The sequence below is a fragment of the Sphaerisporangium krabiense genome, from assembly GCF_014200435.1.
GTDB classification, from domain to species: Bacteria; Actinomycetota; Actinomycetes; order Streptosporangiales; family Streptosporangiaceae; genus Sphaerisporangium; species Sphaerisporangium krabiense.
On sequence record NZ_JACHBR010000002.1, the window covers coordinates 204577 to 223726 of the forward strand.

Sequence of the window (19150 nt, forward strand, 5' to 3'; positions counted from 1 at the left end):
GCGCTCCCTGTGTTAGACGCGAAGCATGGTCCACGCGGCGGCGTGGCCGGTCGGGGGCCCCGGGGTCGCCGGGCGCCCGTCCGGGTCAGTTCTGGATGAAGTTGACGACGTCCTTGACGTTCTTGAGGTGCTTGAGCTGGTCGTCGGGGATCTCGACGCCGAACTCGTCCTGCGCGGCGACGGCGATCTCGACCATGGAGAGGGAGTCGATGTCGAGGTCGTCGACGAAGCTCTTCTCCAGGGTGACCTCCGACTCCGGGATGCCGGTGATCTCGTTGATGATCTTGCCGAGGCCCGCGAGGATCTCCTGCTCGGTGGCTGCCATGTCGCGATTTCTCCTTGAATCGTGGGTTTTCCAGCTACGTACGGTGAGCCGTGCGGGCCCCGTACGGGTTCAGGGGATCTCGACCACTTGGCCGGCGTAGGTCAGGCCGGCGCCGAAGCCGAGCAGCAGGGCGAGGTCGCCGGAGCGCAGCTCACCGCGCTCGGTCATGCGGCTCAGGGCGAGCGGGATGGAGGCCGCCGAGGTGTTGCCCGCGAGGACGATGTCCTTGGCGACCACGGCGTTGTCGGCGCCCAGCTTGCGGGCGATGGCCTCGATGATGCGCAGGTTGGCCTGGTGGGGGACGAACGCGGCCAGCTCCGAGGGGGCGACGCCCGCGCGGTCGCAGGCCTCCTTGGCGACCGGGGCCAGCGCGGTGGTGGCCCAGCGGAAGACCGTCTGGCCCTCCTGGTAGAGGTAGGAATCGCGGGCCTTGACGGCGATCGCCTCGGCCTTGTCGCCCGCGCTGCCCCAGGCCACCGGGCCGATGCCCGGCGTCTCGGACGGCCCGACCACGGCCGCGCCCGCGCCGTCCGCGAAGATCACACACGTCGCCCTGTCGGTCCAGTCGACCCACTGGGAGAGCTTCTCGGTGCCGATGACCAGGACGTGCGTCGCCGAGCCCGCGCGCACGGCGTCCGCGGCGGCCGACAGCGCGTAGCAGAAGCCCGCGCAGGCGGCGTTGACGTCGAAGGCGCCGGGGGCGTGGATGCCGAGCCGGTGCGCCACCCGCGCGGCGGCGTTCGGGATCTGGGCCTCCAGCGTGCAGGTGGCGACGATGACCAGGTCGATGTCGCCGGCGGACAGCCCGCTGCCCGCCAGGGCCTTGCCGCCCGCCTGGACGGCGATGTCGATCTCGGACTCCTCGGGCCCGGCGATGCGGCGCTCCTTGATGCCCACGCGGCTCTGGATCCAGGCGTCGTTGGTGTCGATCGTCTTGGCGAGGTCGTCGTTGGTGACGACCCCGGACGGCTGGTAGCCGCCGAACGCGAGCACCTTGGCGCCGGGGGCGCCCCGCATGATCCTCACTGAGCGGTCTCCTTGCTGATCAGCGCGCGGGCGGCCGCGAGGTCGTCCGGGGTCTTCAAAGGGACGGTCGCGATGCCGCGCAGCGCCCGCTTGGCGAGGCCGGTCAGGGTGCCGCCCGGGAGCAGCTCGATCATGCCCGTGACGCCGAGGCCCTCCATGGTGGCCATGCAGCGGTCCCAGCGGACCGGGCGGCCGACCTGGTCGACGAGCCGGGCGACGAAGTCGGCGCCGGTCGCCACGGCCGCGCCGTCGGCGTTGGACAGCAGGGTGACGCGGGGGTCCGCCGGGGTGATCGCGGCGGCCTCGGCGCGGAGGTGCTCGACGGCCGGGGCCATGTGGTGGGTGTGGAAGGCGCCCGCCACCGACAGCGGCCTCGCCCGGGCCGGAGGGTCGGCGGCCAGCGCGGCGAGCTGCTCCAGCGTGCCCGCCGCGACGATCTGGCCCGCGCCGTTGATGTTGGCGGGGGTGAGACCGTGGCGCTCGATGGCGGCGAGGACCTCCTGCTCGTCCCCGCCCAGCAGGGCCGTCATGCCGGTCTCGGTGACCGAGGCGGCCTTGGCCATGGCCCTGCCGCGCTCGCGGACCAGCGCGATGGCCTGCTCAGGGGTCAGCACGCCCGCGAGGGCCGCGGCGGTGAACTCGCCGACGCTGTGCCCGGCGACGACCACCGGGGGAAGCGGCGAGCCGTCCAGCAGGGCCTCGGCCGCGGCGAGCCCGGCGGCTACCAAGAGTGGCTGGGCGATCGCGGTGTCGCGGATCTCGTCGGCGTCCGCGGTGGTCCCGTAGGAGATCAGATCGAGCCCGGCGATCTCGGACCACGCGGCCAGACGATCTCTCAGGCCGGGGATCTCCAGCCACGAGGAAAGGAATCCGGGCGATTGGGCACCTTGGCCGGGAGCGACGATGACGAGCACAAAATCCACCATGCCCTGTAGGAGTTCACCACACTGCTAATGATCCGTACGAACTTTGTCGGGGGGTCTTTGTAGGAAACCTCCAGGCACGGTTTCCGGCCGGTTACAGAACCTGGTCACGTCACAGCGGTACGCGACAACCGGCCGAGGATCAGCCCGACCTGCAGGGTGAAGGCGGACCGCCCCTCGGTCGGCTGGTAGCCCGTCAGTTCTGTGATCTTTTTCAAACGGTAACGCACGGTGTTCGGGTGGACGAACAACAGACGGGCCGTGGCTTCCAAAGATGTCCCCTGCTCCAGGTAGGTCGCCAGGGTGTCGAGCAGGGGGGTGCCCTCCAGGGGCTTGTAGACGTTCTCGATGAGCTGGGCCCTGGCGTCGTCGTCGCCGTCGATGGCCCGTTCGGCCAGCAGGTCCTCGGCCAGGACGGGGCGGGGCGCGTCCGGCCAGCCGGCGGCGGCCCGCAGGCCCGCGGTGGCCGCGCGGGCGGAGCGCGCGGCGGCGTGCAGGTCGGGGACCTCGGGGCCGATGACCACGGGGCCCGCGCCGAAGCGGGGCACGACGTGCCGGGCGGCGTCCTTGATGCTGTCCGCGCCGCCGACGATGACGATCAGCCGGTCGCCCTGCACGCCGGCCAGCAGGTCCTGCCCGAGGCGCCGCCCCTTGTCGCGCATGCCGTCGATGACGGTCTGCGGGTCGGCGTCGGGGGCGTACCCGGCGAGCACGACGACGGGGGAGGACGTCCAGCCGAGGGCGGCGGCCCAGGAGTGCAGCCCGTCGTCCACCTCGCCGCGCACGAGCGCGTCCACGATCAGCGCCTCCAGGCGGGCGTCCCACGCGCCGCGCACCTCGGCCTCGCGGGCGTACACCTGCGCGGCGGCGAACGCCACGTCGCGGGTGTAGCGCAGCATCGCGTTGCGCAGCTGCTCCTCGCCGCCGGGCGCGGCCAGGTCGGCGACCTCGGCCTCCACGACCTCCACGACGACGCGCACCAGGTCGACGGTCTGCTGCAGAGAGACCGAGCGTTTCAGCTCGCGCGGCGCGGTGCCGAAGATCTCGATGCTGGGGGCGGGCCTGCCCCCGCCCGCGTTCTGGAACCACTCGACGAAGGCGGCGATGCCGGCCTGGGCCACGAGGCCCACCCAGGAGCGGTCCTCCGCCGACAGGGCGCGGTACCAGGGCAGACGGTCGTCCATCCGGGCCATCGCCGCGGTGCCGAGACTGCCCATCGCGCGTTCGAGCCGTCGTGCGGTGTCCTCGCGTACCCGGTCGTTCACACCCCTAGGGTGCCAGGTGGGACGGAGTGCGGACGTCTCATGGGGCGACGTGTGTGCGATATATCACCGCCGCCTAGATCACCGCGACCGCCGTGATCAGCCCGATCGCGAGGTGGGTGACGGCCAGCAGGACGGCGCCGGGCTGCAGCTCGGGCCGGCGGGTCAGCTCGCGCACCGAGATGCCCACGACCCGGTCGAACACCACCATGCCGAGGGCCTGGGCGACGATGCCGACCAGGCCGAACACCAGCGTGGCGAGCAGCCCCTCCTGCAGCGCGCCGCCCGAGGACCAGATGGAGGCGGCCACGATGAGCCCCACGGCGGCCAGCCCGGAGGCGGCGAGCAGCGCGGCGTTCGGGTTGCGGTCCTGCTGGATCAGCTTGCCCAGCTTGCCGGGCGTCGCCATGTCGATCACGTAGAAGCCGGCGATCAGCAGCAGGACGCCGAGGACGGCGTAGGCGAGGATGGCCAGGGCCCCTCGTCCGAGCGCCTCCGCGAGCGGCACGGCGAGCGCGATGGTCATATGTCTCTCCTCTGCGAGGTGGGGGGTTCCGGCCGCGGGAGGCCGTCCAGGTGGGGAAGCGTCAAAGGACGATGCGGTGGGGGACGAACGAGGAGGAGTCATCGGTGATCAGGCCGGAGGTCTCCCGGATGCCGAGCCCGGCCGCCTCGTCCCCGACGATCCACGCCCCGAGCACCGGCCGCCAGCCGTCGAAGCCGGGCAGGGCCTGGAACTCCTGGTAGACGTGCCCTTCCGCGCCGTACTCACCGCCGGTCTCCTCCACGCCGCCGGGCGTGACGACGCGCATGCCCGCGCCCTCCCTGCCGAGCAGCGGCTTGCGGATGTGCGCGGGAAGGTCGCGCGGGCCGTCCAGGTAGGCGGGCAGCAGGTTGGGGTGGCCGGGGTACATCTCCCACAGGACGGCGAGCAGCGCCTTGTTGGACAGCAGCATCTTCCACAGCGGCTCGATCCACGTCATCGAGACCTGCTGCCGGACGGCCTGCGGCCCGAACGGGTCGGCGACCGCCCACTCCCAGGGGTACAGCTTGCACAGCGTGCGGATCACCCGGCGCTCCATGTCGAGGAAGCGCCCGCTCGCCGGGTCCCAGCCGATGTCCTCCATGGCGATGGCCACCGTGGTGCGGCCGGCCTGCTCGGCGGTCTCCTGCAGGTAGCCGAGCGTCATCGCCTCCTCGCCGGTCTCGTCCATGTTCGTCCAGGCGAAGTGCGCGGGGCCGCTCTGCAGCGGCAGCTCCTTCCACCGGGCGATGAGGCGTTCGTGGACGGAGTTCCACTGGTCGTCGCCGGGGTGGACGTCCTTGAGCCAGAACCACTGGATCAGGGAGGTCTCGACGAGGCTGGTCGGGGTGTCGGCGTTGTACTCCAGCAGCTTGGCCGGGCCCGCGCCGTCGTAGCGCAGGTCGAAGCGGCCGTACACGTGCGGGTCGCCGCGCCGCCAGGACGCCTCGATCTCGGGCGCCACCCAGTCGGGTATCGCGAAGTCGCGGTAGCGGCCGGTGGCGATGACGTGCCCGGCCGCCTCCAGGCACATGCCGTGCAGTTCCTCGGTCTGGCTCTCCAGGGCGAGCACCTCGTCCATGGTGAAGCTGTAGTGGACGCTCTCGTCCCAGTACGGCCGGGTGAGGTGCCCGGGGTGCGCGGTCCGGTGGTAGGCCAGGCCCTGCGACTCGATGATCTCCTGCCAGCCGTCGCGCGGCACGGAGGTCTCGCGCCGCACCTCAGCTCCCCCCGGAGGTGCGGCCGCCGAAGCCGCCGCGCTGGAGCACCGTGCCCGAGCGGGTGTCGACGCGCGCGTTCGCCGGGCGCACGGTCGTGCCGCCGCCGACCCGTCCCGCCCGCGGCGTGCCGCCGTAGTACCAGCCGTAGGCGCCGTGCGATCCGTGGTAGCCGCCGGAGTGCCCGTCATCGTCGTCGCAGAGGTCGTCGTCGACCGTGCGGTAGGTGCCGTCGGGCTGCCGGTCGGTGAGGTCGACGCAGTCGGCGGTGGTGCGCTGGGCGAAGGTGTCCTGGGCGGCGCAGAAGCCCACGAGCAGGGTCGACAGCACGCCCATCGCGCCGAGCGTGATCGCGCTGGACGCCAGTTTCTTCTTCCTGGCGGCGCCCGGGACCGTCGCGGAGGGGGCGGCCTTCCGTGCCAGGGGGTGAGGGGAGCGCACGGGCTTTTGCCCAGGGTTCGCCATTGATGTCCATCTCTCGAAAAAGTGAGAACAGCGTACCGTTGGACCGTTCAACGTGGCTGTCCCAAACATAGTTTCTTCGCATGAAAGATCCCGATAAAGCAGGCATAATTTGTGTCAACGTCGGCCCGGGGGGACACGTGGGGCCGGCGGGGCCGTCCGCCCGGTAGATTCGCGGATGTGGACCCGGTCGAAGCCCTCAAGCGCATCGCCTTCCTGCTGGAGCGCGCCGGCGAGCCCACCTACCGCGTGCGGGCCTTCCGCGGCGCCGCCGCCACCGTCGAGGCGCTGCCCCGCGAGGAGCTCCTGCGCCTCGCCCGCTCCGGAGGGCTGCCGGAGCTGAAGGGCATCGGCAAGGTCACCTCCCTGGCCATCACCGAGGCCCTGGAGGGCGGGACGCCCACCTACCTGCGCCGCCTGGAGGACACCGCGGGCCTCGATCTGGACGAGGCGACGGCCGCCCTGCGCGCCGCGCTCAAGGGCGACCTGCACAGCCACTCCGACTGGTCCGACGGCGGGTCGCCGATCGAGGAGATGGCGCTGGCCGCCCGCGGCCTCGGTCACGAGTACCTGGCCCTGACCGACCACTCGCCGCGGCTCACCGTGGCCCGCGGCCTGTCCGCCGAGCGGCTGCGCGAGCAACTCGACGTCATCGCCGCGCTGAACGACGAGCTGGCGCCGTTCCGCGTCCTCACCGGCATCGAGGTGGACATCCTGCCCGACGGCTCGCTCGACCAGGAGCCCGAGCTGCTGGACCGCCTGGACGTGGTCGTCGCCAGCGTCCACTCCCAGCTCCGCATGGACGCCGCCGACATGACCCGCAGGATGGTCACCGCCGTCGCCGACCCCCGCGTGGACGTGCTCGGCCACTGCACCGGCCGCGTGGTGCGCGCCGGCGGCAGGCGGGGCGGCCTGCGGCCCGAGTCCGCCTTCGACGCCGAGGTGGTCTTCGAGGCGTGCCGCCGCTTCGGCGTGGCCGTCGAGATCAACTCCCGCCCGGACCGGCTCGACCCGCCCAAGCGGCTGCTGCGGCAGGCGTACGAGATGGGCTGCCTGTTCTCGATCGACTCCGACGCCCACGCCCCCGGCCAGCTCGAATGGCAGCACCACGGCTGCGAGCGCGCGGTCCGGTGCGGCGTCGAGGCCGCCCGCGTCGTGGACACCTGGCCGCTCGCCGATCTGCTCGCCTGGACCTCCGGCTAGTCCGGATCCGGACGCGCGCCGTTCGCGGGCCCCCCGAATGTCGGTGCCCGGGCGTAACTTGCGGGTGTGAACCGTACCGATCGGCTGTACGCGCTCGTCGAGGAGCTGCGCGCGATCTCCCCCCGGTGCCGGTCCGCACGAGAGCTGAGCGAGCGCCTCCATGTGAGCGTGCGCACCATCGAGCGCGACATCGCCGCCCTCCAGCAGGCAGGGGTGCCCATCTACGCCGAGCCGGGACGGCGTGGCGGCTACGTCCTCGACAAGGCCATGTCGCTTCCCCCGCTCAACTTCACGCCCGCCGAGGCCGTGGCCATCGCGGTCGCCCTCAGCCAGGCCCGCGACCGCCCGTTCGCCGCCGACGCCCGCAGCGCGCTGCGCAAGCTGGTCGCCGCCATGCCGGGCCCCGACGGCGACCGCGCCCGCGAGCTCGCCTCCCGCGTCCACCTGATCAGCGACGCGGGCCAGGACACCCGGCCGGACGCCTCGCGGGAGCGCGCCGCGGCGGCGCGGGTCATCGACCAGGCGCTGCACCATCGCCGCGTGCTGCTCATCTCCTACGAGGATCGTTCCGGCGCGCTCACCCGGCGCGAGGTCGAGCCGGGCGTCTTCGTCGGCGGGCGCGGCGGCTTCTGGTACCTGGTCGGGTACTGCCGGCTGCGGCAGGATGTGCGGGTGTTCCGGCTGGACCGCATCCACGACGCCGAGCTCACCGGCGAGACGGCCTCCGCCCGCCGTCAGTTCGACGACTTCGCCCCCGACATCCCCAACGTCATCGCGCGCAACCCCGCACTGGACTGATGTTCTGAAATCGGCTCGAAAACACCGACATAGTGCTGTCGCCTTCCTCCGGGATCGTGGAGGTGTTCGAAAGGCGGGGCCGCACGCGCGGCCCGTCGCCACGACCGTCCTGATCAGAGGAGACACAGCGTCATGAGCACGCCACCGTTCGACACCGTCGCCTGGTTCGAGGTCGCCACCGACGACCCCGAAGGCGCCCAGCGCTTCTACGGCGAGCTGTTCGGCTGGTCGTTCGAGACAGACGGGGGCTCGGCCGAGGACGGCCTGGACTACCGGCTGATCCGCTACCAGGGCGGGGAGGCCCCCAAGGGGGGCGTCTACGGCACCAAGGGCGCCTCGCCCGGGCACGCCGTGTTCACCGTCGCGGTCGCCGACGTCGCCGCCACGTGCGACCGGATCGAGGGGCTCGGCGGCAAGACCGTGACGAAGGCGGTCGGCAACGCCAACGGGCCCGACTTCGCCTACGTCACCGACCCGGCGGGCAACCTGTTCGGCCTGTTCACGCCGCGCCCCTGAGCCGGGCGCCGCGGGGCGCGCCCGACCGGGACGAGGCCCGCCGCGTGCGTCACGCGACGGGCCTCGTGCGGCCGGTCAATGCTCCGAGGGGCGGTCCTGGAGCCGGCGGCGCAGCTCGGCCAGCTCGCGCTCCAGGTCGGCGAGCTGCCGCTCGTCCCCGGCATTCTGCTGCTGTCCGCCGTACGGGGGACGGGGAGGCGCGCCGTGCTGGGCCGGGTAGCCCTGCGGGGCGTGGTAGGGGGGGCCGGCGAGCTCGTGCTGCGGCCCGGCCGGGCCGTACGGTCCGGGCACGGGCTGCCAGGGCGGCGCCGCGGCGAACCCGGCGGGGACGGGCGGCGCGGCGGCCCTGCGACGCTTGCGGCCGAGCGAAAGGATCACGACGGCGGCCAGGACGACCACGACGACGGCGCCGCCTCCGACGAGGATCCAGGGCAGCGTCGAGGACGGCGTCTCGTCCTTGCCCGACGAGATCGCCTGCTGGCTGTCGCTGATGTACTTGGCGACGTAGGGGTGGTTCGGGAACAGCGCCTGCACCTCGCGGAACTTCGGCAGCGCGAGCGAGTAGTGGTGGCGGAAGAAGTCGTCCAGCGCCTCGGAGTAGCGGGTGGAGGTGAGCGCCTGGGAGGGCTTGACGTTCTTCTCGTTCAGCTTCTCCTTGATCACGCTGACGGGCAGGACGAACGTCTGGCTCTCGGTGTTCTCGCCGCCGTCGGTGACCGAGCCGGCGATCAGCATGCCGATGACCTTGCCCTGGCGGCTGAAGACCGGACCGCCGGAGTTGCCGTGGTAGGCCGGGGCCTGCGTCTGGATGTACGGCACGCCGGTCTGGGTGGTGCGCTTGGCGTTGTACGGGCCCTCGGTCAGCGCGGGGTCGAGCTTGGACTCCAGGCTGAAGAACGGGGTGTTGGTCACCAGGCCGGGGAAGCCGCTGATGTAAAGCGTGTCGCCGGTCTGCACGTCGCCGTCGTCGCCGAGCGGCACGGTCGGCAGGTTCTGCTGGTTGTTGACCTTGAGCAGGGCGAAGTCCTTGCCCGGGTAGCTCTCGCCGACCGACACCAGCTCGGCGGGGACGGGCTTGGCGGTCTTGTCGACGCCGCCGCCGGGCAGGCTCTGCAGCACCGACAGCTGCTTCTGCAGGCCCTGGATCTTCAGGTGCGTGTTGTTGAAGGTGACGAAGATCTGCGTCGCCAGCTTCACGATCTCCTCGTCGGTCTGGTAGTCGCCCAGCTCCTGGAGGACGGCGGCGGCGTCCTCCTTGTTGAACTTGGCGAGCGCCTGCTGGGCGAACATCTGCCCGAGCTGCTCCTCGCCGGTCTCGACGCAGTGCGCCCCGGTGACCATGTAGCCGTCGGGGGTGACCCACCAGCCGGTGCACAGCCCGCCGACCTCGGCGTCGACCGACCGGTTGGGGCCGACGGCGCGCAGGTAGGCGTTGGGGTTGGCGGCCATCTTCTGGAAGATGTACTTGGCGATGTTGCGCTCGTCCTGGGCGATCTTCCCGGTGATCGCGGCGGTCGCGGCCTGCCGGGCGAGCGCCTGCAGCGCCGACTGCTTGATCTCGGGCGTGGGGACGACGACCTGGCCGCTGTAGGTGAGGCTGGTCAGCTGGACGGCCGGGTGCGCCTTGGCCGCCAGGCGGGTGCCCACCGGCACGTCGGGCTCGCCGTCGGCGTTCGCCGCCGTCGCCGCGCCCGCCGTCACGCCCAGGGCGATCGCGGCCGCCGCGGCGACCAGCGAGAGCTTTCGAGTGATGTATCCGTTCACGTGGGCCATCGTGAGACAACCCGCTTGTTCATGGCTTGTGACTGACTTTGAAACCCGCCCTGAGACGACGACGGGCCCCGCGCCGGTCGCGCGGGGCCCGTGACGCCGGTGGGGGTCAGACCCCCATGGACTGCGTCTCGTTGCTCTCCGGGGTCGGCTGGGCGACGACCTCGGTGACGCCGTTCTTGAGGTGGTAGCGCGCGATGGCCTCGCGCAGCACCTCGGGCTTGACCTCGCCCCGCTTGGCCAGCTCGGTGAGCACGGCCAGCGTGATCGACGCGGCGTCCACGTGGAAGTGGCGGCGCAGCGCCGAGCGGGTGTCCGACAGGCCGAAGCCGTCGGTGCCCAGCGACGCCCAGTCGCCCGGCACCCACCGGGCGATCTGGTCCGGCACGGCCCGCATGTAGTCGCTGACGCCCACGAACGGGCCGGGCACGTCGGTCAGCACGCGGGTGACGTACGGCACGCGCTGCTCGGCCTCGGGGTTGAGCAGGTTGTGCTCCTCGCAGTCCAGCGCGTCGCGGCGCAGCTCCGACCACGACGGCGCCGACCACACCGCGGCGGCCACGCCCCACTCCTCGGCGAGCAGGCGCTGGGCTTCCAGGGCCCAGCGGCCGGCCACGCCGGAGGCGAGGATGTTCGCCCGGGGACCCTCGACGTCCGGGGCCTCGGCGAACCGGTAGAGCCCCTTCAAAACCCCCTCCACGTCCAGGCCCTCGGGCTCGGCCGGCTGCGGGTAGGGCTCGTTGTAGACGGTGAGGTAGTAGAAGACGTCCTCGGGGTTCTCGCCGTACATGCGGCGCAGGCCGTCCTTGACGATGTGCGCGATCTCGAACGCCCACGCCGGGTCGTAGACGACCGTGGCGGGGTTGGTCGAGGCGATCAGCGGCGTGTGGCCGTCCTCGTGCTGCAGGCCCTCGCCGTTGAGCGTGGTGCGCCCGGCGGTGGCGCCGAGCAGGAAGCCGCGCCCCATCTGGTCGCCCATCGCCCACATCTGGTCGGCGGTGCGCTGGAACCCGAACATCGAGTAGAAGATGTAGATCGGGATCATGTGCTCGCCGTGGGTGGCGTACGAGCTGCCGACGGCGATGGCCGAGCCCATGGAGCCGGACTCGCTGATGCCCTCGTGCAGGATCTGGCCCTCGGTCGACTCCTTGTACGACAGCAGCAGATTGCGGTCCACCGCGTCGTAGGTCTGGCCGTGCGGGGAGTAGATCTTCGCGGTCGGGAACATCGCGTCGAGGCCGAACGTGCGGGCCTCGTCCGGGATGATCGGGACGAACCTGGAGCCGATCTCCTTGTCCCGCATCAGGTCCTTCAGCAGGCGGACGAACGCCATGGTGGTGGCGACGTTCTGCTTGCCGGACCCCTTCTTCAGGTCGGCGTAGACCGCGTCGCCGGGGAGCTTGAGCGGCTTGGCGCGGGTGAGGCGCTTCGGCAGGTAGCCGCCGAGCGCGGCGCGCCGCTCGCGCATGTAGGCGATCTCTTCGTCGTTCTCGCCCGGGTGGAAGTACGGAGGCAGCTCGCCTTCGAGGTCCTTGTCGGGGATCGGCAGGTAGAGCCGGTCGCGGAACTCCTTGAGCTCGGCCTTGGTCATCTTCTTCATCTGGTGCGTGGCGTTACGCGCCTCGAAGTCCTTGCCCAGCGTCCATCCCTTGATGGTCTGGGCGAGGATGACCGTGGGCTGGCCGACGTGCTCACGGGCCGCCTTGAACGCCGCGTACACCTTGCGGTAGTCGTGGCCGCCCCGCGACAGCTTGCGGATGTCGTCGTCGGACAGGTGCTCGACCATCTTGCGCAGGCGCGGGTCGTCGCCGAAGAAGTGCTCGCGGATGTACTCGCCCGACTCGACGGAGTACGTCTGGAACTGGCCGTCGGGGGTGGTGTTCATCTTGTTCACGAGCACGCCGTCGACGTCGGCGGCGAGCAGCGGATCCCAGTCGCGGCCCCAGACGACCTTGATGACGTTCCAGCCGGCCCCCCGGAAGAACGACTCGAGCTCCTGGATGATCTTGCCGTTGCCGCGTACCGGGCCGTCGAGACGCTGCAGGTTGCAGTTGATCACGAAGGTCAGGTTGTCGAGCTCCTCACGCGCGGCCACGCCGATGGCGCCGAGCGACTCGGGCTCGTCCATCTCGCCGTCGCCGAGGAAGCACCAGACCTGGCTGCGGCTGGTGTCCTTGATCTTGCGGTTGAGCAGGTAGCGGTTGAACCGCGCCTGGTAGATCGCGCCGATCGCGCCGAGGCCCATGGAGACCGTGGGGAACTCCCAGAAGTCCGGCATGAGGCGGGGGTGCGGGTAGGACGGCAGGCCCTTGGAGCCGTGCGACAGCTCCTGACGGAAGGCGTCGAGCTGCGACTCGTTCAGGCGGCCCTCCAGGAACGCCCGGGCGTAGATGCCCGGGGCCGCGTGCCCCTGGATGAAGACCTGGTCGCCGGACTCACCGTGGTCCTTGCCGCGGAAGAAGTGGTTGAAGCCCACTTCGTACAGCGACGCCGCCGAGGCGTAGGTGGCGATGTGGCCGCCGACGTTGGTGCGGGCGTTGGCCCGGGTCACCATGACGGCCGCGTTCCACCGGATATAGGCGCGGATGCGCCGCTCCACGTACTCGTCGCCCGGGAACCACGGCTCGCGCTCCGGCGGGATGGTGTTGATGTAGTCGGTGCTTCGCAGTCCGGGCACCCCCACCTGATGCTCGCGCGCGCGTTCGAGCAGGCGCAGCATCAGATAGCGGGCTCGGCTACGACCCTCCGTCTTCACGACGGTGTCAAGCGACTCGAGCCACTCCTGAGTCTCGCTGGGATCGACATCAGGCAGCTGGCTGGGTAGGCCGTCGCTGATGATCGAGAAACGCTGGCGTCCGGAAGCCACTGGGTCTCGCCTTCCGATTATGGACTGGTAAGCCTCTTCTACGGTGTCTAGGTCGTCTTCCATCCTGGCCGCTTGCACCGGAAAGTGCATCTCTACCGTCCGGTAACAAGGTGTCCCTGCTGGCAGGCAGGCAGCCATGGCCTAGACCACCGATGGTAGGACGATTTTCGTCACTGGCCGCAAACTATACAAAACCGGAGACATGATCCTGTTCCCGGCAGGGGGGCCCTCAGGGTGCCCGCACCCCTCTGCCTCCCCCTCAAGGGGGACATTCAACCCCGCACGCGCGCGATGTGCCACGCGCCACCGCAGGGAAGCCTTGACGGCACGGCCCCGGGCCGTCCACCTACGAGGCTAGGAAGAATCATGATGCGCGAACTCACGGCGCTGCCGCTGCTCGCCGTCCTCCTGGCGGGATGCGCGTCCTCCCCCCAGAACGCCCAGAGCACCCCGAGCACGCCGTCCCCCACGGGGACCGGGCAGTTCCTCTCCGGCTACCGGGAACTGGCCCGGTGCCTGCGCGGCCACGGGATGCCGGACTTTCCCGACCCCGTCGTCGACCCCCGCACGGGCGAGGTCACGTTGCCGCCGGGCACCCGCAAGCCCACCGAGGCCGCGATGAACGCCTGCAGATCCATCGCCGACCGCCTGCCCGCCAAGGGCGGCGGCCGCTCCGTCAGCGCCGCCGAGATGGACCAGCTCAAGAAGCTCGCGCGCTGCATACGCGACAACGGCCTGCGCGAGTGGCCGGACCCCGACCCCGACGGCGCCTTCCCGTTGCCCGCGCGGCTGACCGCCCACGGCAAGGCCGGCTTCCGGCGCCAGTTCGAGGCATGCCGGCAGTACCTCCCCCAGCGGGGCTTCACCGTGAGGAACCCGCAGGAATCCCATGGCTAGGACGGTGACGATCATCGTGGCCGGGGTCGCCGTGCTCGCCGCCGCGGGGGCCGGGCGCGTCCTGCTCACCGCCGAGCCGCGGGCCGCCGCGACACCCCCCGTGCCCACCGGCACCGCGCCGGTCGCCCGCGCCGACGTCGCCCAGCGCCGGCAGGTCAACGGGACCGTCTCCTATGACGGCGCCTACACCGTCACCGGCAGAGGGGGCGTCCTCACCAGGCTGCCCGCCATCGGCGAGAGGGTCACCCGGGGCCGCGCGGTCTACGAGGCGGACGGCAGGCGCGTCCCTCTGCTCTACGGCGCCCGGCCCGCCTGGCGGCCGTTCGCCCTCGGCATGACCACCGGCGCCGACGTCCTGCAACTCGAACGCAACCTGCGCGCGCTCGGCTACACCGGCTTCACCGTCGACCGCCGCTACGACCTCGGCACCTACTACGCGGTGCGGCGCTGGCAGCACGACGCGAGACTCCCGGTCACCGGGACCGTCCCGCTCGGCCAGGTGATCTTCCTGCCCCGGGCGCTGCGCGTCACCGGCCATGACGCGCGGATCGGCGACACGGCGGCCGGGCCGATCCTGCACGGCAGCAGCGCCGTCCCCGTCGTGTCGGTGTCGCTCGACCCCACCATGGCGCCGACCGTGCGCCGCGGCGACGAGGTGATCGTCACCCTGCCCGACGGCGGCACGCGCCCGGGCACGGTGGCCCGGGTGAGCACGGTCGCCCAGACGGTCCCGGAGTCGCAGGGGGACGGGCAGTCCCAGTCGGCGGTCCCGGTCACGATCACGCTGAAGGGAAAGCCCGTCAAGGCCCTCGACCAGGCGCTCGTGCAGGTGGACATCACCGTCGAGCGGCGCAGAGACGTCCTCACCGTGCCGATCGTGGCACTGCTCGCCCAGCCGGGCGGCAGGTTCGCCGTCGTGACGGCCGCCGGGAACCAGCGCAGGAAGGTCCCGGTCCGGACGGGGCTGTTCGACGAGGCCCAAGGGGTCGTCGAGGTGACCGGGGTGGACGAGGGCGTCCAGGTCGAGGTGCCGGTGGAATGACCGCGCCCGCCTCCTCACTCCTGGCCCCCTCGCCGCCGTCCGGCCCGCCGGTGCTGGAGCTCGGCGACGTCCGCAAGGTCTACCCCGGCGAACCCCCGGTCGAGTCGGTCCGCGGCGTCTCGCTGACCGTCCGGGCGGGGGAGATGGTCGCCCTGCTCGGCCCCTCGGGCTCGGGCAAGTCGACGCTCCTGCACATCATGGCCGCGCTCGACCGCCCGACCTCCGGCTCGGTGCGCCTGGCGGGCCACCCCGTGGAGCGGTACGGTGACCGGCGGCTGTCGGGGCTGCGCGCCCACCACGTCGGCGTGGTCTTCCAGCGGTTCTTCCTGCTCGACAGCCTCACCGCCCTGGAGAACGTCGCCACGGGGCTGCTCTACCGGGGCGTGCCCGCCGGTGAGCGCCGTCGCCTGGCCGCCGCCGCGCTGGACCGCGTGGGCCTGGCGCACCGGGCCGCGCACCGCTCGGCCAAGATGTCCGGCGGGGAACGCCAGCGGGTCGCCATCGCCCGCGCGCTGGTCGGACGGCCCGCCATCCTCTTCGCCGACGAGCCCACCGGCAACCTGGACTCCGCCAACGGAGCCGAGATCGTCGCGCTGCTGCGCGAACTGAACGACGAGGGGACCACCTTGATGATCGTCACCCACGACGCCGGGGTCGCCGCCGCCTGCCCGCGCAGGGTGGAGATCCGCGACGGCCGCGTCGTCGTGGACACCGGCGCCCGTGAGGGAGGCCGCCGATGATCGCGGGACGCGCCGGAGTGGACGGCCCTCGCGTGCCCTCCAGCCGGATGCGGGCGGCCGACCTGCTGCCCACCGGCACGCTCGGCCTGCGCGCCCGGCGGCCCCGCGCACTGCTGTCGGCCCTCGGCATCGCGATCGGCATCGCCGCCATCGTCGCCGTGCTCGGCGTCACCCGCTCCAGCCAGGCGGCCCTGCTGGAGCAGATCGACCGCCTGGGCACCAACCTGCTCACCGTCGCCAACGGCAAGGATCTCGGCGGCGCCGAGACCATGCTCCCCGCCGACGCCACCCGCATGATCCGCCGTGTGGAGGGGGTGACCGGCGTGGCCCCCACCGCGCAGCTGCTCGGCCGCAACGTCTACCGCACCGACCGCGTGCCGAGCGGTCAGACCGGCGGCCTGGCCCTGCGCGCCTGCGACGCCGCGCTGCCGGCCACCCTCGACGGCCACATCCGCCAGGGACGGTTCCTGGACGCCGCCACCGGCGCCTATCCGGTCGCCGTGCTCGGCTACGAGGCGGCGCGCACGCTCGGCATCACCCGGGTGGACGCCCAGACACGGATCTGGGCCGGTGGGCACTGGTTCACCGTGGCCGGGATCCTGGACCCCCTCACCCTCGCGCCCGAGATCGACCGCTCGGCCCTGATCGGCTTCCCGGTCGCCGCGCGTCTGCTCGGCTACGAAGGACAGCCCACCCGCCTGTACGTCCGGGCCGCGCAGGACCAGGTGGACGCCGTGGCCGGGCTCCTCGGCGCGACGGCCAACCCCGCCGGCCCGGAGACCGTGGCCGTGACCCGGCCCTCCGACGCGCTCACCGCGCGGGTCGCCGTCGCCGAGTCCTCTGCCGTGCTGTTCCTCGGTCTCGGCGCGATCGCGCTGCTGGTCGGGGGGATCGGCATCGGCAACATCATGGTCATCTCGGTGCTGGAACGCCGCGGTGAGATCGGCCTGCGCCGCGCCCTCGGAGCGGCCCCCAGGCACGTCGCCGGGCAGTTCCTCACCGAGTCGCTCACGCTCGCCGCGTTCGGCGGCGCCGGGGGAGTGGCCCTCGGCTGCGCGGTCACCCTCGCCCTCGCGCGGGCCCGGGGGTGGACGGTGCTGATCCCCGTGGAGGCGCTGTGGGGCGGAGTGGCGGTCGCGATCGTCGTGGGCGCGCTGGCCGGCCTCTACCCCGCCCTGCGCGCGGCCCGCCTGTCCCCGACCGACGCCCTGCGCACGGCCTGACCCGCCGCCCGGTCACTCCGCCGCGTCGCCGTCCAGCGCCTCCTCCAGCGGGACCAGGCCGTGCTGCAACCCCACGATCGCGGCCTGGGTGCGGTCGGCGACGCCCAGCTTCGCCAGGACGCTCGACACGTGGGTCTTCACCGTCTCCTTGCCCAGGGACAGCGAGCGGGCGATCTCCCCGTTGGAGCGGCCCCGCGCCAGCTCGGTGAGCACCTCGCGCTCGCGCGGGGTGAGCGCGTCGAGCCGGCCGCGGGGATCGCCGCGCCGCACCTGCCGGACGAGCAGCGCGGCGATGCCCGGCTCCAGGACGCTGCCGCCCCGCGCCGCGGCGCGCACCGCCTCCACCACCCGGTCCACCGCCGTGGTCTTCGGCAGATAGGACAGCGCGCCCAGCCGGACGGCGGCCACCACCCGCTCGTCCTCCTGGAAAGAGGTGAGCACGATGACCGCGGGACGGTCGGGTCCGAGCCGCCGCAGCACCTCCAGGCCGTCCATGCCCGGCATGACCATGTCCAGCAGCATGACCGAGGGCTCGAGCGCCCGCACGGCCGCGAGCGCGTGGGCGCCGTCCTTGGACTCGCCGACGACCTCGATGCCCTCTTCTTGCTCCAGCACGAACCGCAGCCCCTGCCGCACGACCTCGTGGTCGTCCACGATGAGCACCCGGATCACGACGCCTCCACCGGATCGGCGAACCGGGCCGGGCGCGGCTCCGCGGCGGGAACCTCGGCACCGGCCGGCAGCGCGGCCGTCACGACCGTGCCCTTCCCCCGCCCGCTGGACAGGGAGAAACGGCCGCCCAGCTCCTCCACGCGCTCACGCATGAGCCGCAGGCCCATCCCGTGGCTCGGCGGCGGGTGCGACGGATCGAACCCCTGCCCGTCGTCGGCCACCCGGACGCGCACCTCGTCCCCCTGCCGCCACAGCTCCACCTCCACCTCACGCGGGGAGGCGTGCTTGACGGCGTTGCCGAGCGCCTCCTGCGTCACGCGCAGCACCACGTGCTCGGCGGGGGCCGGCAGCGAGACGTCGGCCAGCGACGTGCGCACCCGGATCCCGAGCCGCGTCTCGTACGCGCGGCACAGCTCCTCGAGGGCGGGCGCGAGCCCGGCGTCCTCCAGCGCCACCGGGCGCAGCTCCAGCAGCAGGGCTCGCATCTCGCGCATCGTGCGCGCGGCCGTCCGCTCCATGGCCTCGGCCTGGCCGCGCAGCGTCTCGGGCGCTGCCCTGCGCATGCCCGCGGCGAGCAGGCTCAGCGAGAACAGGTCCTGGCTGATCGAGTCGTGCAGCTCGCGGGCGATGCGGGAACGCTCGGCCTGGCGCGCTTCGGCCCGCGCCGACAGCCGTTCGGCCTCCACGGCGGCGCCGAGCTGCTCGCTCATGCGGTTGAAGCCGTCCTCCAGGCGGCTGACCTCGTCCTGTCCGGTGACCGCGACCCGCGGGGCGAAGTCGCCGCCCGCCACGGCCGTGGTCGCCTCGGCCAGCCGGGTGATGCGGCGGATCATCGGGCGCGTGGTGAGCATGCCGAACACGACGCCGACCGGCACCACCAGCGCCAGGACGAGCGCGCCGGGGGCCAGCAGCGGCGCCGCGGCGTCCATGAACGGGACCCGCGCGTGCCCGTCGCCCGGCGCCTGCACGTACATGTAGCCGATGATCTGGAACCCTTCCCCCTTCGACGGCCCCGCGGGCGAGCGCGTCGCCGGGGCGCGAGGATCACCGGCGAGCGTGGTCCCCGCGGTCTGCGGGGCGAGGATGGGGCTGGTCCACCACGCGGCCGTGCCCGCGGGGGTCTTCCCCGACCCTCCCTGTCCCTCGGCCCGCGGGGAAGGGTCGGCCAGCAGGAGCAGGCCGGGAGGGAAGGACTTCGGCGCGGTGCTGTCGATCACCCGGCCCGCCGGGTCCAGCAGCGCCTCCACGAGATCGTGATCGGCCTTCCGCCGCGCCTCGACGGCGACCTTCCCCGTCGCGGCCGTGGTCTTCGGAAGACCCGGGACCTCTTTCCCGTGCCGGTCCGGCCCGGCCGGCCCGAAGGACGCCGTCATCGCCTTCTTCAGCAGGCCCGGCGCGGTGAACCCCGCGCCGGACGTCACGATCTTGGTCGCGCTCGCGCTCATGATCTTCGCATCCTCGCCGGCCAGCTGTTGCAGCTTGGCCAGCAGGGTGGAGTCACCGGCGGACGAGATCACGAAGCCGACCAGGACCGCCTCCACGATCAGCACGGCCGCCGCGGTGACCAGCACATAGGACGCCGCCGTCCGCGTCCGCAGCCCGAAGCGCCACATCCCCGCAGAGTAACGTTTCGGTGTTTATTTCCCCTCCCTCCGTCGGGGGAGGGCCTCTCCCTCTTTTCGCCG

General features: G+C 72.3%; 18 protein-coding genes. 7 read left to right on the forward strand and 11 right to left on the reverse strand.

The window, feature by feature from the left end:
• Positions 1 to 85 precede the first annotated feature (85 nt).
• The 7 genes from BJ981_RS28980 to BJ981_RS38695 all read right to left on the reverse strand — a co-directional run bounded on the left by BJ981_RS28980 (position 86) and on the right by BJ981_RS38695 (position 5741).
• Complete coding sequence (locus BJ981_RS28980) at positions 86 to 325, reverse strand: acyl carrier protein (RefSeq protein ID WP_184616608.1); 240 nt, start codon at positions 323 to 325, stop codon at positions 86 to 88.
• A gap of 69 nt (positions 326 to 394) precedes the next feature.
• On the reverse strand, positions 395 to 1342 hold the full coding sequence (locus BJ981_RS28985) for a beta-ketoacyl-ACP synthase III (protein WP_184617636.1): 948 nt from the start codon (positions 1340 to 1342) through the stop codon (positions 395 to 397).
• A gap of 5 nt (positions 1343 to 1347) precedes the next feature.
• On the reverse strand, positions 1348 to 2265 hold the full coding sequence (locus BJ981_RS28990) for an ACP S-malonyltransferase (RefSeq protein ID WP_184616609.1): 918 nt from the start codon (positions 2263 to 2265) through the stop codon (positions 1348 to 1350).
• A gap of 116 nt (positions 2266 to 2381) precedes the next feature.
• Positions 2382 to 3491 (reverse strand): PucR family transcriptional regulator, encoded by a 1110-nt coding sequence (locus tag BJ981_RS28995; protein WP_184617637.1) that lies wholly within the window; start codon positions 3489 to 3491, stop codon positions 2382 to 2384.
• 121 nt (positions 3492 to 3612) lie between these two features.
• Positions 3613 to 4062 carry a DUF350 domain-containing protein gene (locus tag BJ981_RS29000; protein WP_184616610.1) on the reverse strand — a complete coding sequence of 150 codons (450 nt, stop codon included), beginning with the start codon at positions 4060 to 4062 and terminating at the stop codon, positions 3613 to 3615.
• Positions 4063 to 4123: 61 nt separating this feature from the next.
• Positions 4124 to 5278, reverse strand: coding sequence for a glutathionylspermidine synthase family protein (locus tag BJ981_RS29005; protein ID WP_184616611.1), 1155 nt, complete (start codon positions 5276 to 5278; stop codon positions 4124 to 4126).
• A gap of 1 nt (position 5279) precedes the next feature.
• Entirely contained in the window at positions 5280 to 5741 is a 462-nt protein-coding gene (locus BJ981_RS38695; RefSeq protein ID WP_239139563.1) for a hypothetical protein, read from the reverse strand.
• Positions 5742 to 5918: 177 nt separating this feature from the next.
• Here BJ981_RS38695 and BJ981_RS29015 point away from each other — a divergent pair, with 177 nt between their 5' ends.
• The 3 genes from BJ981_RS29015 (at position 5919) to BJ981_RS29025 (ending at position 8255) form a co-directional block, all read left to right on the forward strand.
• The gene (locus tag BJ981_RS29015) at positions 5919 to 6941 is read left to right on the forward strand and encodes a PHP domain-containing protein (RefSeq protein ID WP_184616612.1); all 1023 of its coding nucleotides are present in this window, start codon (positions 5919 to 5921) and stop codon (positions 6939 to 6941) included.
• 66 nt (positions 6942 to 7007) lie between these two features.
• Positions 7008 to 7739, forward strand: coding sequence for a helix-turn-helix transcriptional regulator (locus BJ981_RS29020; RefSeq protein WP_184616613.1), 732 nt, complete (start codon positions 7008 to 7010; stop codon positions 7737 to 7739).
• Positions 7740 to 7871: 132 nt separating this feature from the next.
• The gene (locus tag BJ981_RS29025; RefSeq protein WP_184616614.1) at positions 7872 to 8255 is read left to right on the forward strand and encodes a VOC family protein; all 384 of its coding nucleotides are present in this window, start codon (positions 7872 to 7874) and stop codon (positions 8253 to 8255) included.
• 75 nt (positions 8256 to 8330) lie between these two features.
• Here the strand turns inward: BJ981_RS29025 and BJ981_RS29030 are convergent, their stop codons facing one another.
• Both BJ981_RS29030 and aceE read right to left on the reverse strand, forming a co-directional pair.
• On the reverse strand, positions 8331 to 10019 hold the full coding sequence (locus tag BJ981_RS29030; protein ID WP_184616615.1) for a S1 family peptidase: 1689 nt from the start codon (positions 10017 to 10019) through the stop codon (positions 8331 to 8333).
• Positions 10020 to 10134: 115 nt separating this feature from the next.
• A complete protein-coding gene (aceE, locus tag BJ981_RS29035; protein ID WP_184616616.1) occupies positions 10135 to 12891 on the reverse strand; it encodes a pyruvate dehydrogenase (acetyl-transferring), homodimeric type in 2757 nt (918 codons plus the stop codon).
• Between the two features lie 366 nt (positions 12892 to 13257).
• On the opposite strand from aceE, the gene BJ981_RS29040 reads away from it, so the two are divergent.
• From BJ981_RS29040 to BJ981_RS29055, 4 genes are read left to right on the forward strand one after another with little or no spacing between them, the layout of a single operon-like run.
• Positions 13258 to 13788 (forward strand): hypothetical protein, encoded by a 531-nt coding sequence (locus BJ981_RS29040; protein ID WP_184616617.1) that lies wholly within the window; start codon positions 13258 to 13260, stop codon positions 13786 to 13788.
• On the forward strand, positions 13781 to 14830 hold the full coding sequence (locus BJ981_RS29045) for a peptidoglycan-binding domain-containing protein (RefSeq protein WP_184616618.1): 1050 nt from the start codon (positions 13781 to 13783) through the stop codon (positions 14828 to 14830). Before BJ981_RS29040 ends, BJ981_RS29045 begins: the two co-directional genes overlap by 8 nt.
• Positions 14827 to 15570, forward strand: coding sequence for an ABC transporter ATP-binding protein (locus BJ981_RS29050; protein ID WP_184616619.1), 744 nt, complete (start codon positions 14827 to 14829; stop codon positions 15568 to 15570). The genes BJ981_RS29045 and BJ981_RS29050 overlap by 4 nt, the downstream gene beginning before the upstream one ends.
• Positions 15567 to 16793 carry an ABC transporter permease gene (locus tag BJ981_RS29055; RefSeq protein ID WP_184616620.1) on the forward strand — a complete coding sequence of 409 codons (1227 nt, stop codon included), beginning with the start codon at positions 15567 to 15569 and terminating at the stop codon, positions 16791 to 16793. The genes BJ981_RS29050 and BJ981_RS29055 overlap by 4 nt, the downstream gene beginning before the upstream one ends.
• 12 nt (positions 16794 to 16805) lie before the next feature.
• On the opposite strand, the gene BJ981_RS39475 is transcribed toward BJ981_RS29055, so the two are convergent.
• Positions 16806 to 17465 (reverse strand): response regulator, encoded by a 660-nt coding sequence (locus BJ981_RS39475; protein ID WP_239139564.1) that lies wholly within the window; start codon positions 17463 to 17465, stop codon positions 16806 to 16808.
• A complete protein-coding gene (locus BJ981_RS29065; RefSeq protein WP_184616621.1) occupies positions 17462 to 19078 on the reverse strand; it encodes a HAMP domain-containing sensor histidine kinase in 1617 nt (538 codons plus the stop codon). Before BJ981_RS29065 ends, BJ981_RS39475 begins: the two co-directional genes overlap by 4 nt.
• Positions 19079 to 19150 lie beyond the last annotated feature (72 nt).

Bases quoted from the DNA above. Each gene is read 5' to 3' on its own strand.
- BJ981_RS29050 (WP_184616619.1), top strand. From the start codon at position 14,827: ATGACCGCGCCCGCCTCCTCACTCCTGGCCCCCTCGCCGCCGTCCGGC.
- BJ981_RS28995 (WP_184617637.1), bottom strand. From the start codon at position 3,491: ATGGGCAGTCTCGGCACCGCGGCGATGGCCCGGATGGACGACCGTCTG.
- BJ981_RS29040 (WP_184616617.1), top strand. From the start codon at position 13,258: ATGATGCGCGAACTCACGGCGCTGCCGCTGCTCGCCGTCCTCCTGGCG.
- BJ981_RS29025 (WP_184616614.1), top strand. From the start codon at position 7,872: ATGAGCACGCCACCGTTCGACACCGTCGCCTGGTTCGAGGTCGCCACC.
- BJ981_RS38695 (WP_239139563.1), bottom strand. From the start codon at position 5,741: ATGGCGAACCCTGGGCAAAAGCCCGTGCGCTCCCCTCACCCCCTGGCA.
- BJ981_RS29055 (WP_184616620.1), top strand. From the start codon at position 15,567: ATGATCGCGGGACGCGCCGGAGTGGACGGCCCTCGCGTGCCCTCCAGC.
- BJ981_RS29045 (WP_184616618.1), top strand. From the start codon at position 13,781: ATGGCTAGGACGGTGACGATCATCGTGGCCGGGGTCGCCGTGCTCGCC.
- BJ981_RS28985 (WP_184617636.1), bottom strand. From the start codon at position 1,342: ATGCGGGGCGCCCCCGGCGCCAAGGTGCTCGCGTTCGGCGGCTACCAG.
- BJ981_RS28980 (WP_184616608.1), bottom strand. From the start codon at position 325: ATGGCAGCCACCGAGCAGGAGATCCTCGCGGGCCTCGGCAAGATCATC.
- BJ981_RS29065 (WP_184616621.1), bottom strand. From the start codon at position 19,078: ATGTGGCGCTTCGGGCTGCGGACGCGGACGGCGGCGTCCTATGTGCTG.
- BJ981_RS29000 (WP_184616610.1), bottom strand. From the start codon at position 4,062: ATGACCATCGCGCTCGCCGTGCCGCTCGCGGAGGCGCTCGGACGAGGG.